At 61.4% G+C, this 12,706-nt stretch carries 10 protein-coding genes and 3 pseudogenes; 4 read left to right on the top strand and 9 right to left on the bottom strand.

From position 1 onward, the window contains the following. Window positions 1-36: 36 nt before the first annotated feature. Window positions 37-138 (top strand): annotated as a pseudogene (locus NKJ23_RS19080) (YqaA family protein); the annotation flags it as partial. Between the two features lie 199 nt (window positions 139-337). Here NKJ23_RS19080 and NKJ23_RS19075 read toward each other — a convergent pair. From NKJ23_RS19075 to NKJ23_RS19045, 7 genes are all read right to left on the bottom strand, one after another. Next, window positions 338-1,111, bottom strand: coding sequence for a sulfite exporter TauE/SafE family protein (locus tag NKJ23_RS19075; RefSeq protein WP_352495724.1), 774 nt, complete (start codon window positions 1,109-1,111; stop codon window positions 338-340). A 187-nt stretch (window positions 1,112-1,298) separates the two neighbouring features. Next, the gene (locus tag NKJ23_RS19070; RefSeq protein WP_352495705.1) at window positions 1,299-3,404 is read right to left on the bottom strand and encodes an ABC transporter permease subunit; all 2,106 of its coding nucleotides are present in this window, start codon (window positions 3,402-3,404) and stop codon (window positions 1,299-1,301) included. Beyond that, the gene (locus NKJ23_RS19065) at window positions 3,391-4,134 is read right to left on the bottom strand and encodes an ABC transporter ATP-binding protein (protein WP_352495706.1); all 744 of its coding nucleotides are present in this window, start codon (window positions 4,132-4,134) and stop codon (window positions 3,391-3,393) included. The genes NKJ23_RS19070 and NKJ23_RS19065 overlap by 14 nt, the downstream gene beginning before the upstream one ends. Window positions 4,135-4,230: 96 nt before the next feature. Further along, window positions 4,231-5,163, bottom strand: a complete 933-nt coding sequence (locus NKJ23_RS19060) for a DUF1259 domain-containing protein (protein WP_352495707.1) — start codon at window positions 5,161-5,163, stop codon at window positions 4,231-4,233. 9 nt (window positions 5,164-5,172) lie between these two features. Then, window positions 5,173-5,526: a hypothetical protein gene (locus NKJ23_RS19055; protein WP_352495708.1), complete on the bottom strand. Its 354-nt coding sequence runs from the start codon at window positions 5,524-5,526 to the stop codon at window positions 5,173-5,175. 57 nt (window positions 5,527-5,583) lie between these two features. Next, window positions 5,584-6,057: a chromate resistance protein ChrB domain-containing protein gene (locus tag NKJ23_RS19050; RefSeq protein WP_352495709.1), complete on the bottom strand. Its 474-nt coding sequence runs from the start codon at window positions 6,055-6,057 to the stop codon at window positions 5,584-5,586. A 613-nt stretch (window positions 6,058-6,670) separates the two neighbouring features. Beyond that, window positions 6,671-7,489 carry a DUF1259 domain-containing protein gene (locus tag NKJ23_RS19045; RefSeq protein ID WP_352495710.1) on the bottom strand — a complete coding sequence of 273 codons (819 nt, stop codon included), beginning with the start codon at window positions 7,487-7,489 and terminating at the stop codon, window positions 6,671-6,673. 393 nt (window positions 7,490-7,882) lie between these two features. Here NKJ23_RS19045 and NKJ23_RS19040 point away from each other — a divergent pair, with 393 nt between their 5' ends. The 3 genes and pseudogenes from NKJ23_RS19040 to NKJ23_RS19030 all read left to right on the top strand — a co-directional run. Then, the gene (locus NKJ23_RS19040; RefSeq protein ID WP_352495711.1) at window positions 7,883-8,863 is read left to right on the top strand and encodes a chromate resistance protein ChrB domain-containing protein; all 981 of its coding nucleotides are present in this window, start codon (window positions 7,883-7,885) and stop codon (window positions 8,861-8,863) included. Between the two features lie 10 nt (window positions 8,864-8,873). Then, a complete protein-coding gene (chrA, locus tag NKJ23_RS19035) occupies window positions 8,874-10,283 on the top strand; it encodes a chromate efflux transporter (RefSeq protein WP_352495712.1) in 1,410 nt (469 codons plus the stop codon). Window positions 10,284-10,372: 89 nt separating this feature from the next. Beyond that, window positions 10,373-11,595, top strand: a pseudogene (locus NKJ23_RS19030) (MFS transporter); the annotation flags it as partial. Between the two features lie 21 nt (window positions 11,596-11,616). Here the strand turns inward: NKJ23_RS19030 and NKJ23_RS19025 are convergent. Continuing rightward, entirely contained in the window at window positions 11,617-12,159 is a 543-nt protein-coding gene (locus tag NKJ23_RS19025; RefSeq protein WP_352495713.1) for a hypothetical protein, read from the bottom strand. Between the two features lie 409 nt (window positions 12,160-12,568). After that, window positions 12,569-12,706: pseudogene (locus tag NKJ23_RS19020) on the bottom strand (IS6 family transposase); the annotation flags it as partial.

Genomic DNA, 12,706 nt, shown 5'->3' with positions numbered 1-12,706 from the left:
TGCGCCTGAACGTTTCGCGAAGCTGACCGTGGTCTCGGCGTCCTGCGCGAGCCTTTCAGGGTCTTCCTGCTGCTTGTCGCCGTCGCCAAGGTCGGCCGCTATCTGGTTCTTGCCGCCGTGACCCTGAGCGTGATCTAATCTCACGAAGCTTCTCGAAGCTGAGCTGGTTAGGTCGGCTGGTTCGAAGAGCCCTGTATGATGCGCGCGGACGGGAAGCGCTAGCTCTTTTTGACGGCGACCTTGTCGAGGGCTGCGCGCAGGCCTTTTGCCAGCTTCTGCGTATCGCGCGACCGGCAAACCAAGCTACGGCGCAACGCTCCAGCCAACAGCGACATTGTCAAGACATTCCTGCGGCCGCGCGCCAGGCCTGCACAACGAAGCTGTGCTGGTTCCAGATCATCAGCGCTCCACTCACAGCCATGAGCGCGACCAATAGGCGGCGGAACTGTTGTCCACTCAGGTGTTCGAGCCAGGGCTTGGCCAGCAGATTGGCAAGCGCGGCGCCCAAACCCGCGGCTAAGCCGTATATAGCCGCCTGACCACCGAGCGCGCCGAGTCCGGTGAATACCGCGATCTTGACGACATCGGTCACAAACGAGTTCACCGATTTCGTGGCGACCAACGTCTCCTTCTCCGAACCGTAGTTCAGATAGAGCGAATTCAAGACGGGTCCCACCGTGCCCATCAGCGCCGACAACAGCGCGACGATCAGGCCGGCCGGGAGGAACCACCAGCGGCGGCCTCGGTAGCTCCGCTCGCGCGCGCCGCCGCGAAATTCCCAGACTGCACTGATCAGATAGATCCCTATGAGTATCTGGAGCCATTCCGCCCGACTGTTAGCGAACAGCCAGGAGCCCGCCGCGGCGCCGGCGATGGCGCCGGGCAGGTACCAACGGACCAGGCTCCAATCGATGTTGCGCCGAAACGCCAGGGCGCGGATGGGATTGCCGATGAGCTCGGTCAAGGTGATGACCGGCGCAACCGCCGCGCTCGCTGTGATGAAAGTCACGGCGGGGATCAGCAATGGACCTCCGCCTCCGGCCGAGAGGGTGTTCAGCGCCCAGGTGAGGAACCCCGCCAACGCCAGGAGGCCTAGTCTAATCCAGTCCATCGGATCAGAACGAAGCGGGCCTTCGATCGTTCCGAACGCATCGGTTCGCAAAAACCCGGCCCGCCTCTTGAGTCTCGTCTGCGATGGAAATAATCACCCGTACCGGGCCAAACGCGGGCACCCGGAAGACCGGACTCCGGCGCACCGTACCGCCGATAGCTTTGAAAGCTGGTTGAAAGCGTACCGCTTAACCGGCCGGAGTTACGGTGAAGTCATCAAAATACACGTGACTGTCGGCCTTCGACCACAAGCCAATACGACCGGTCACGGGCTCAGGTAGCGTGTCCTGAAGGTAGAGCTTGCCGTCGACATAGCCTTCAACTTTGGCGCCGGCGATGCGCACCTTGAGGTCGTGCCATTTATGGGTTGGGGTCGGCGTGTTCTTTACCCAGGTCACCGACGAGCGTTTGCCTTTCTCGAACTTCCACAAGACAAGATTGTTCTCCAAAGGGTTGGCGCGAATGGTGAGATAGTCGCCATTGGGCTTCAGGTTGAACAATATTCCGGCACCCTGGTCGATACGGCCGGAAATGCCCTCGAAGCGGACGCTGATCTCTCCATCGCGGAAATCCGGCACGCCCTCAAGAACAGCATAGGGGAAGTATGCATAGGCCTGGACGCGGTCGAGGAACTCGGCGTACCGCTCCCCATAGAGAGCCCGCGCCTTGTCTGCGAGACCAGCGGAAGTCTGTCCCTCCTTCCATTGGCGCCCGTCGACGGCCAACACCTTGTTGTCGCCTTCCATTTCGATCCGCCAAATGCCTACCACGCCGGGCATCGCCTTCGAATCTGTGCCAACTTCCTCGTCCGAAAAATTGACGATGTCCGGCGAGCCCGCCGAAGCGGGCAGCAGCAAGGCCACCAAGCCGACACCTGCCGAGGCAACTGTCTTGAGGCTATGTAAGATGTTCACGGCTGATCTCCTTCTGGCTTGAAGTGTATTTGATGGCCGGTGCGCGGCGGCTCCGCCACCAAGCAACCCAGACGAGCAGCGGCAGGCCGCCGACGAACCAGGGAAGCGCGATCCACGGAGCCGCGATGAGCGGATAGCCGGGATAATCGCCGGCCCGGTCGCCGGCACGGGCAGGGGTACATTTGCGAGCCCATAAAGGAGCGGCAGTACCTCCTCGGTGCCGGTCGATCGACTGACGGCCGACCGGCCGCCATAGCTGTACTCGACTTCGCCATACGACTCATCGCTTGCGCTGCCGACAACACTCTGCTGGTCGCCTGCAAAACGGATGACAATCCGTGGAATGACCCGCTCGAGCTTCGATAGGACGCTTGTTCGCAAATCGGCGTACCGGGGGTCTTCGGGCGCCAGGTGAACGGTGACGGTCAACTGATCGCTGAGTTGCGCCAGGGCCTGTTGGTCGGCAAGCGAGAAAGAGTTCCGCCGGTCCTCGGTCGCATCGGCCGACCATCTGATCTGGGTAGCCGCGACCATCACAAGACAGGTCGCCACGAGGCAGATGAGCGAACGGACAAGCTTGATGCGCACGGTAGCGCCCATGGGGAGCCAGATGGCAGCGAGTGCGGCAAATCCAAGAATCGCCGCAAGCACCCCGACGACCAGACTGAGCGACAACAATCCGAGCTCAAAGGTGTGCAGCGTTTGCGTGAGCGACAGCCGCGACGACCAGCCAAGGAGGTCGGGTTGGCTGGCCGCCGCGAAGTCGATGACCCACGATCCGAGTGTGAAGCCGAGTGTGACAATCGCCGCGGTTGCCGCGCTCTCGGTAAGCGCAGCTGCGAATAACGCGATGGCGCCGACCAGCAGGCCGTAGAGGAGATGTCCGAGAACAAGATTCAGGGTCTCGGCGACGAACAGGTGTCCGCCTACGAACTCCCAAATCGCGAGCGCAGAGAGCGCAGGGATACTGGCAATGAGCCAAGCTGCGAGGACGGCGACCAGCTTGGCGCCAATCAAAGTCGGCGGTCGATAGGGCAGCTGGATCAGGAGCCGCAAGGCGCCGGACTCCTTTTCGTTGTCGAGCACGCGTATGGCAACAAAGGGAAACAGCAGCGTAACGGCGACGTAGAAGCCGCCGAACGTCGGAACCAGTACGCCGTCCAGCGGGGATAGTGCGCTCGCGAGCCCAGGCGAGGTGAGGGCAGTAGCGCTCGTTTCGCCGTAGAGCGACACGGCCTGAAAGAAGCTGAAGCCGATGAGAGGGCAGAGCATCAGCAGCATTGTCCAGAGCGGCCGGCCGCTCGCCATTTCCCGCAGCTCCTTGGCCAGCAAGGGGCCGAAGGGAGCGTCGAGCGGTACCGCTGCCTCAGGTGAGCGCAAGGAAAACCTCCTCCAACCCACCGGAGAGGATCCCCGCACGCTCCCGCAAGTCGCCCAAGGTCCCGACGCCGCGCACGTGGCCTTCTGCGAGCAAGACGAAACGGTCGCATATGCGGTCGGCATCGAGCAGCTGGTGTATGGCGAGGACGAGGCTGCGCCCCTGCGCCGCAACCTTGCGCAGCACGTCCATGATCTCGCGGGTCTGTCGCAAGTCGAAGCCGTCGAAGGGCTCGTCCATCAGCAGCAGTGGATGCGGCGTAATCAGGGCAAGCGCCAACATCAGTCGACGGGCATACCCTTTGGACAATGCAAGCACCCGCTTGTTCAGCACCGGTGCAAGTCCGACCGCCCTAACTGTGTCCGCGACGTCGAGGTCCGATGTCCGGTAAACACCGGCGAAGAACGCGAGCAACCGTTCGACATACTGGTCGCGCCAGGGCCGGAGGCCGTCGGGGAGGTAGAAGATCGATCTCCGGCGCAATGCGGGTGGCAGAGGGGCGCCGTGCCAGAAAATCGTCCCCGAGTCGGCGGGAAGAACGCCGGCAACTGCTTCGAGCAACGTGGTTTTGCCGGCTCCGTTCGGTCCGATGAGACCGAGAACTTCGCCGGCTTCGACCGTGAAGGCAACGTCCGCCAACGCTGTTTGCGGGCCGTAGCGCTTTGTCAAGGCGTCGACCCGAAGGGCGACTCCGCTCGCTGGCGGTGTTGCGATTTGCGCCTTGTCAGGCATCCGGCTTCGCATCAACATCGGCTGATTCCCTCCCGGCGTGCGATTGGGCATTGCCCGGCCGAACTCTGCCGTTGGACGCGCGCGCGGACGCCCAATCTAGCTCTTTTTGACGGCGACCTTGTCGAGGGCTGCGCGCAGTCCTTTCGCCAGCTTCTGCACATCGTCGTTCGCCCAGAAATGCATGAAGAAGAGCCGCGGCTGCTCATCGAGCATGTGGCTATGCAGTGCGGTGATCTCGATGCCGTTGCCTTGCAACGCCCTGATAACCGGATTGACCTCCTTTGCAGTCAGCACAAAGTCACCTGTGATCGCCGTTTTGCCGCCGCCAGTCGACTGGAAGTTGATCGCTATGGCGGAGCCCAGGGCGGCCGGCACTTCCATTCCGTTTTCCTCGACCGGCTCAGCGCGCGGGATCGTGAACTGGTAGACCGCGCCGTTGGCCTTGCCTTTGTAGCCAATAGCTTGGTCGACACCCGCCGTGTCGAACTCGATCTTCGAAGTGGCCGCCGCCTGCGAACCGGCGGATGCAGCCATCGGCGTCTTCGTCAGAGCCAAGCCGGCATGAAGCGCTGTGGCGAGTGCTACGGGATCACCCTGGCCGAAGATGTGCATGTAGAGTGTCATCGGCTCCGCGCGCAGCAGGTGGTTGTGCACCGCAGTGATCTCGATCCCACCTTCTTCAAGCTTCTTCATGACCGGGTTCACCTCGTCCTGCGTCAGAACGATGTCGCCCATGACCATGGCCTGTTTCCCCATGGGATCGAAGGCGATCCAGCCTCCGAGCGCAAAGCCTGGCTTCAGGGAGATGCCGTCGAGCGATACCTTCAGGTCGGTTCGTGGCAAGCCAACTCTATAGACGCCGCCAGGCGTTTCCGCCTGCCGAGTGCCTGCCCGACTATTTGCCAATCGGGTGCCGGTGATGCTGGTTGGAGAAGCGCCGACATCGTCATCAGCATTGCACCGGTCATGAGTTTTGCACGCATGGGATTTCTCCTTGTGATCTGCCCCAATATGCCCAATGACTTTCACTCCGAGACGCTAGTCGCGTGCAGAGGGCTTCTGCAGCACGCCCTCCAGGAAGAACGTCCCATCCGGGTCACGAAGCTGTACTGCGGTATCTGAGATCCATACCTGATAGCAGGTCTCTTCGCGTTCAACGGAAATGCAGAGCTGCCCCTTCTCGACGCGCCACTTGCCGGCGTTCTTCTTGCCCATGTCGTAGCGCACGATCCGTCCGTCGCGGCCGAACGCATCCGCCCAATGAACGTCGTCCGTGAAATCCATTCCGGCGAACTTGGCCTTGATCTCCTTGCCCTTGAGGTGCCGGAACGTGTCCGCCGCGTCCGCGGCATTCACAGCAATCAGGCTGAAGCCAAAGGCGATGGCGGCCATCAGCCGCCGACCAACCGTAGCAGTTCCCGGGCTGTTTCTTTCGAGGGTAATCATCTTTCAGGCCGCCGCCGTAGGCTTCATGGCAGGTGGCCAGCTGTGCGTCTCCGCCTTGCGGCGCGAAGCCCAGGCATAAAGCGCGTCGTAGATGACGAAGCCGTGCTTCAGCACTTCCTGGTCGTCGGGCGTCAAATCCCTGAGCCCCATGGAGATCGCGAGCAGTCCCGCCGACTGTGGCGTCAAATCGTGCCGATCGGTGTCGGCGCCGCGCACGATCGAGGCGATCGTCACGATCGCCGGATCGCGCTCGAGGCCGTATTTCGAGACGAAGGTATCGAAGCTGCAGCCGTCACCCACATGCGTGAACTCGACACCGGGCACGTCATAGGGTGTAGCGCCCGTCTCCTGGGCAACCGGGATCACCCGATCCGGCGGCACGAACAGGAATTCTGGCTCCTTGTCGATGAAGCGGGCGATCAGCCAGGGACATGCTATACGATCGATCACCGGACGTTCGCGGGTAACCCATTTCATGGCCTTGTCTCCCTTTTGGTTGGCGCCACTCAGCGCGGCCTACCTGCTGCGAGACCAACAACGCTACGCCTGGATGAAGAATGATACAAGTGTTACATATCGTTTTGCCCCGTGATACGGTTCATTTATGAGTGATGGCGAACCGAATGGAACAGCGCTGGCTGCTCCTAATCCATCAGCCCATCAGCTGCCGAGCAAGCCGGCCTTTCCGGGTGAAGATCTGATGGCGCGCACCGAAATCTTGCGGGCCAAGACGGGACATGTTCTGGACATCGGCGCAGCGCTGGCGGTTATCCTGCTCGGCGTTTGGCCGCTGATCCGGAGATAGGTTTTCGATCTTGGCCCACCCCGCCGCACATCCATGTTTGGGGTCCGCCGTGACATCGACTGGATCGATGCCAACGGCTGTCCCGAAGAGATGTGCCGTTCGGCCCTGCCAGCATCGACGAATATGGCAACTTCGACGGAACCGCCACCCAGGCCGACCTTCCACCGCCGTCGCGCCGCCTACCCGAGCGCGCTGCGCCGAAGTTCTTGGCTTTCGACACATTTCCGCTGCCATTATATCGCGAGCGCGCGGCGGTCGCATGACTCCTGTGGCGACTGCGACCGGCTATTGCTGCGTGTTGAGTGCCCGCCTCAAGCTCTGTGCCAACGCCTGAGCATTGCCGATGCCCCAGTAGTGCAAGAAGATGATCCGCGGGTCTTCAAAGAACATGTGATTGTGCACCGCGATCACTTCAATCGCTCCAGCTTGCAGTTCACGGATGACCGAACGGACTTCATTTTCCAGCATCGCAAAGTCGCCGCAGACCGCGGCGCGCTCGTCCGTACCCTGAAAGGCTAGCCATGTGTTGTAGCCCATTGCCGCATCAATATTGAGCTCGCCACAGCGTGTGCAGACGACGGGCACGGATGGGCGCCCCAGGACAAACTTGAGCACGCCGTCCTTGCTCTCGCCCTTGTGCTCGACAATCGCCTCAAGCGGCGGCGCGTCCAAGCTACTATTCACTTTCTTGATGGCGGGCTCGACAGGATGCTTCTGGCGCACGATCTTTATCGCTTCAAAAATCCTATGCGCTCCTGTCGCCAACGCAATTTCATCAGCCGTACCCTCGACATGCATAAACATCACGCGCGGCTGCTCGCGGACGAAATGATTGTGTAGGGCTGTTACGTACAGGTCCGCCTGGATCGCTGCGGCCATCGCGTCCTCGATTTCATCTTCGAGCACGACGATGTCGCCCATCAACGTGGCATGATGTGCCCCCTGTTTAAAACCGACCCAGGATGTGAGGCCCATAAACGGAATGATCTCAAAGCCGTCCAGGGTCACTCTCACTTCACTGCGCGGGACCGACAACTTGAGCACGTCACCGGTGGTCTGTCCCTTCAGTCCGGTAAGGGATTCAATAGCTTGAGTATTGAGCATCTTAGACCTCCTCGTTTCATCTAGCACTAGCCGAACCAAATTTCGGTTGGCGCCGCACAATGAATCGAGTGCCGAACGCCACCGCGAGCGTCACCATTCCAAGTATAAGGTGCAGGAGTGGTATGAAAAAGAGTAGTATGAAGCAGCCAGCCAGGCCGAACCAAGCGAAGAAGCGCGAGAACAGGCGCTGCTCCGTGCTTAAGTGCAGCGCCGCGTAGTGGGTAATGGCAAACCAAACCAGCAGGTAAAAGCGACTGGCTAGCCCGACCCGAACCTGTCATTTCGGCACCTCCTGTCGGGCGTCAGCGGGACAGTCTGCGAGACCGCCAACGCTACGCCTGAATAAAACGATACAAGTGTTGCATTTGCTTTCCTCAGTGATACGGTCTGGTGATGAGCGAAGGGGAACTTGGGACCGAGCAGCGCTGGCTGCTCTTGATCCATCAGCTGCCGACCAAACCAGCCTATTTCCGGGTAAAGATCTGGCGGCGGCTGCAGGGTATCGGTGCAGTTGCGGTCAAAAGCACAGTCTATGCGCTGCCCGCCGATGCAGAAACGCAGGAGGATTTCGAATGGCTCCTGAAGGAAATTATCGACGGTGGCGGTGAGGCGATGGTGTGTGAGGCGCGTCTGATCGACGGCCTGACGGACGCACAGGTTCGGGCGCTGTTCGATGCCGCGCGGGACACCGACTATGCAGAGATCGCCAAGGCAGCGCGCGATCTAACGGCGGCTATCGACTCCGACAAGACCGAGGATCGGCGCGCGGACGCCCGCGCGCAACTCGGTCGAATGCGCAAGCGGCTCGCCGACGTCGTGACGATCGATTTTTTCGGCGCCAGCGGACGCCTTGCTGTCGAGGGACTGATCGCCGAGCTCGAGGCACAGCTCATAGAGGACAAGGCCATGACCAAGGAACCGAAGAAGGTGGCCGAGCCGGGTGAGCTCAAGGGCCGGACCTGGGTCACGCGCCGGGACGTGCATGTCGACCGCATCGCCTGCAGCTGGCTGATCCGTCGCTTCATCGATGCCGATGCAACAATCCGCTTCGTCGCTGGCAAGGGATACGTGCCAAAGGAGGGCGAATTGCGCTTCGACATGTTCGAGGGCGAAATCACCCATGAGGGAGACCGCTGCAGCTTCGAGGTGCTGCTGGCCCGCGCTGGCATAACCGATCCGGCACTTCAAGCCATCTCCGAGGTCGTACACGATATCGATCTCAAGGACGGCAAGTTCGGTCGCGAGGAAACAACGGGCATCGCCAGCCTTATCGCTGGCATCGCCATGGCGAATGCGGGCGACGAGCAACGGATCGCCGAGGGCGCTTCGGTGTTCGACAACCTCTATCGATATTTCCGTTCGAAACGCGGGTGAAGGGGAACCAATGACCAGCGTTCGTGCCGTCCATCCGAATGCGCTTGGGGATGAACCTTCGCATGGCATCCCCTTCCGCGAAGCGGTGCGGGTCTGGGCGCGAGTCGCTGCGTTGAGTTTTGGTGGCCCGGCCGGCCAGATCGCGGTAATGCATCGCATCCTCGTTGAGGAGAAGCGCTGGATCGGTGAGACGCGGTTCCTGCATGCGCTGAACTACTGCATGCTGCTGCCAGGACCGGAAGCCCAGCAGCTCGCCGTCTACATCGGGTGGCTCCTGCACAAGACTCGAGGCGGGCTCGTGGCCGGCACGCTGTTCGTACTGCCCGGCGTCATCGCCATCATGGCGTTGAGCTGGATCTATGCGATCTTCGGCAATGTCGGCGCGGTGCAGGCGCTTTTCTTCGGCCTGAAGGCCGCTGTCCTCGCCATCGTGCTCGAGGCGGTTATCCGGGTCGGCAAGCGGGCGCTCAAGAACAAAGTCATGATAGGCCTCGCTGCCGCCGCCTTCATCGGGCTCTTCCTGTTCCATGTCCCATTCCCGCTCATTGTCCTGACGGCCGGAGTGATCGGATACGTCGGCGGGCGGGCCGGGCTGGCACCTTTCATGGCGGGCAACGGCCATGGCAAGGTCGGCGGCAAGCAGGTCGCCGATGCGGAATCGGCGCTCGGCGAAGGCATTCCTGCTCATGCTCGCCCGCCGGTCAGCTGGTCGTTGAAGATCGGCGGTGTGTTTCTGGTGCTATGGCTGGCACCTGTCCTCGGCCTTTTCGTGCTGTTTGGGTCCGGCAATGTCTTCGCCGATATCGCGGTGTTTTTCTCGAAGATGGCGGTCGTGACCTTCGGAGGCGCCTACGCCGTCCTCGCTTACGTGGCGCAGCAGGCTGTCGATACATATGGCTGGCTGAAGCCAGGCGAGATGCTGGACGGCCTTGGCATGGCGGAGACGACGCCTGGCCCCTTGATCATGGTGACCCAGTTCGTTGGCTTCATGGGCGCGTATCGAGCGCCGGGATCGCTTAATCCGCTGCTCGCTGGAACGTTGGGCGGCCTGCTCACCACCTGGGTCACCTTCACACCTTGCTTCCTCTGGATATTTGTCGGTGCGCCGTTCGTGGAAACGCTGCGCAGCAACAAGGCCTTGTCCGCCGCGCTGGCGACCATCACGGCGGCCGTGGTGGGCGTGATCCTGAACCTGGCGGTGTGGTTCGCCCTTCACGTTCTGTTTGGAGCACTGCGCGAGGTCAAAGGGTTCGGCATGACGGTCGATGTGCCCGCATTCAGCTCCGTCAATATCCCGTCGCTCGTCCTGACATTGAGTGCGCTGCTGGCGGTGTTCCGTTTCAAGATCGGCATGCTCCCGGTGCTCGCCGGCTGTTCGATCCTCGGGCTGCTCTACGGGATGGCGACGGGAGCGATCTAACCCCGTGCAGCCAGCGCCCTGACCCGTGGGGTGAGGAGGTGGAGGCATCGTTGACGTTACAGTGGCTGGCACATGGCTTGCGCAAAGCTATTTCGAAGCAACGGTTCAGGCTCCTTCCTGCGGGTGCCGGGCCGACGGCCGCGAACCTGCTGACATCCAGGGGACTCCGGGCGTTCGGTGACGGTCTGGTCAGCATCCTGCTTCCCGCCTATTTGGCCACGCTCGGCTTCGACGCCTTCGAGATCGGAACCCTGTCGACGGCGACGCGGGTTCAGCCGCTCTCACCCTGGCTGTTGGGATCGTCGCGCATCGCTTCTCCCGTCGCGCGCTGCTGACCGCAGCGGCCGTCCTGATGATAGCCACGGGGATCGTCTTCGCTGTGGTTCACGATTTCTGGCCGCTGCTTCTCATCGCGTTCGTCGGCACGCTGAACCCATCTTCAGGGGACGTCAGCGTGTTTCTACCGCTCGAACATGCGCAGCTTGCGCAGAGCGTCACCGACCGCGACCGCACGGCGCTCTTTGCGCGCTACAGCCTCATCGGCTCTCTCGCCGGCGCCGTCGGAGCGCTGGCCGCAGGAGCGCCCGACTTTCTCCGCGACGCCATCGGCCTGGAAATGAAACAGGCCCTCCAGGCAGCTTTTCTATTTTATGCCTCGCTTGGGTTGGCGGCGGTGCTCCTCTATCGGCGGCTGCCGAGTGACGCGCCTGACGCAAACAGAGTGTCGGCACAGCCATTGCGCAGGTCTCGCTCCATCGTTCTAACGCTCGCCGCACTCTTCAGCCTCGATGCTTTCGCAGGCGGCTTCGTCGTCCAGTCGTTGTTGGCCCTTTGGCTCTTTCAACGGTTCGGCCTGTCGCTCGCCGCGACCGGCGCAATCTTTTTCTGGACGGGTGTCCTTTCGGCTGCGTCCTATTTGGTCGCTGTGCGAATTTCCCAGCAGATCGGACTCATAAACACCATGGTGTTTACGCACCTTCCGTCGAGCCTCTGTCTGGTGCTCATCCCGTTCATGCCGAGCGTCGCTCCGGCTATCGCTCTTCTGCTGATTAGAAGCGCGCTGTCGCAGATGGACGTGCCGACCCGCACATCGTACGTCATGGCCGTGGTGACGCCCGAAGAGCGGGCTGCCGCGGCGAGCATCACCGCCGTCCCCCGCAGCCTCGCGGCGGCCGCCAGTCCAGTCCTCGCAGGGGCTCTCCTTGCCGTCTCCAGCTTCGGCTGGCCCCTGATCATCGCCGGTGGGCTGAAAATTATCTACGACCTTCTGCTGCTCGCGACATTTCGCAGTGTTCGCCCTCCAGAGGAGCACGGGGGCGGGAGGAATGACATGTCAGTCGGCCATGATCGAACTGGCAACGACGCGCGGGTTTCCTGGTGGCGTTGAAGGCAGGACCACCAGCCGGACAAATTGCTTACGTCCGCCGGCAACGAGGATGTAGAGACGCGAGAACTCCTCCGTATCGCGATCTTCGGCAATCTTCTCGGCATCCGTACGGGTGAAGAAACTCTTCCGAAATGCCTCTTGATCGATATCGGGAAATGCCAGCGTACACGTCTGCACCGGTTTGCCGCTCATCGTTGCCTTGGTGGTGCCGATGATGGTTCCTGCTGGCAATCCTTCCTCCGCTTCGGCCACCAGCCATGCCTCCACTGAGGTTGGATTAGCGATTGGCGCGAGTTCGGCGAAGCCTGCTTCGGCAATAAGTGTCCACCTGCGTTCGTGCGCGGTCTCTATCATGCGCTCGAAATTGGGACCCTCGGCCAGACAGGTACGGTGAAATTGTTCGACAGCCTGATCCGCATCACTGGCGGCCTGCGCCGGCGACATCGTCAGACCCAAGATGGTCCCTGCCAAGGTTAGAAATCGGAACATGTCTATCTCGCGTAGCTGATTGTGGACGAACCACTTATCCTGAACGGGCTACGACACTCGTTGTTCCGGACTGTCGGCGCCTGCATGGCCGGTATCTTGATGGAGGCGCGAAGCGCCTGCGCAGTTGATGCAATGTTCAGTCATCTGGCAACTGATGGAACCATGCCGCGCTGGGTTTCGATGACGGACCCTGCTACAGACCCACTCACACCGCCGGGCGGGACCATTTGATCTCGTGCTGAGTTCCTGGAGACATCTCCCGGCGCTCGCCGAGGAACCTGCATGTCGTGCTCGCCGGCAACCAGCCCCGGTGGTTTTTCGGGCACTTGGCCTATGTCTCAGTCCACTATGGAAACGGTTCCGTCGCAAACTCCAGCTGAGGTCGGGCAGGTTGAGCGTCACGCGGCGCTCATGCGGCGAGCATTTCGAACTGCTTGGCAATGGAGGGCGTGGGATTGTAGCCAAACCTGGCCTGTCGTTTGCGCATCATATGAACCATCTCGATGCCCGAGAGGATAATTTTGGCGGTTGTCGTTGACTTGAAGCC

This window comes from Mesorhizobium sp. M0184, assembly GCF_040322215.1.
Taxonomy (GTDB): domain Bacteria; phylum Pseudomonadota; class Alphaproteobacteria; order Rhizobiales; family Rhizobiaceae; genus Mesorhizobium.
This window is presented reverse-complemented; position numbering and strand designations above follow the sequence as displayed.

Excerpts from the sequence above, each read along its gene's own strand:
- chrA (WP_352495712.1), top strand. The coding sequence starts at position 8,874 with ATGACCAGCGTTCGTGCCGTCCATCCGAATGCGCTTGGGGATGAACCT.
- NKJ23_RS19065 (WP_352495706.1), bottom strand. The coding sequence starts at position 4,134 with ATGCCTGACAAGGCGCAAATCGCAACACCGCCAGCGAGCGGAGTCGCC.
- NKJ23_RS19055 (WP_352495708.1), bottom strand. The coding sequence starts at position 5,526 with ATGGCCGCCATCGCCTTTGGCTTCAGCCTGATTGCTGTGAATGCCGCG.
- NKJ23_RS19050 (WP_352495709.1), bottom strand. The coding sequence starts at position 6,057 with ATGAAATGGGTTACCCGCGAACGTCCGGTGATCGATCGTATAGCATGT.
- NKJ23_RS19025 (WP_352495713.1), bottom strand. The coding sequence starts at position 12,159 with ATGTTCCGATTTCTAACCTTGGCAGGGACCATCTTGGGTCTGACGATG.
- NKJ23_RS19045 (WP_352495710.1), bottom strand. The coding sequence starts at position 7,489 with ATGCTCAATACTCAAGCTATTGAATCCCTTACCGGACTGAAGGGACAG.
- NKJ23_RS19040 (WP_352495711.1), top strand. The coding sequence starts at position 7,883 with ATGAGCGAAGGGGAACTTGGGACCGAGCAGCGCTGGCTGCTCTTGATC.
- NKJ23_RS19075 (WP_352495724.1), bottom strand. The coding sequence starts at position 1,111 with ATGGACTGGATTAGACTAGGCCTCCTGGCGTTGGCGGGGTTCCTCACC.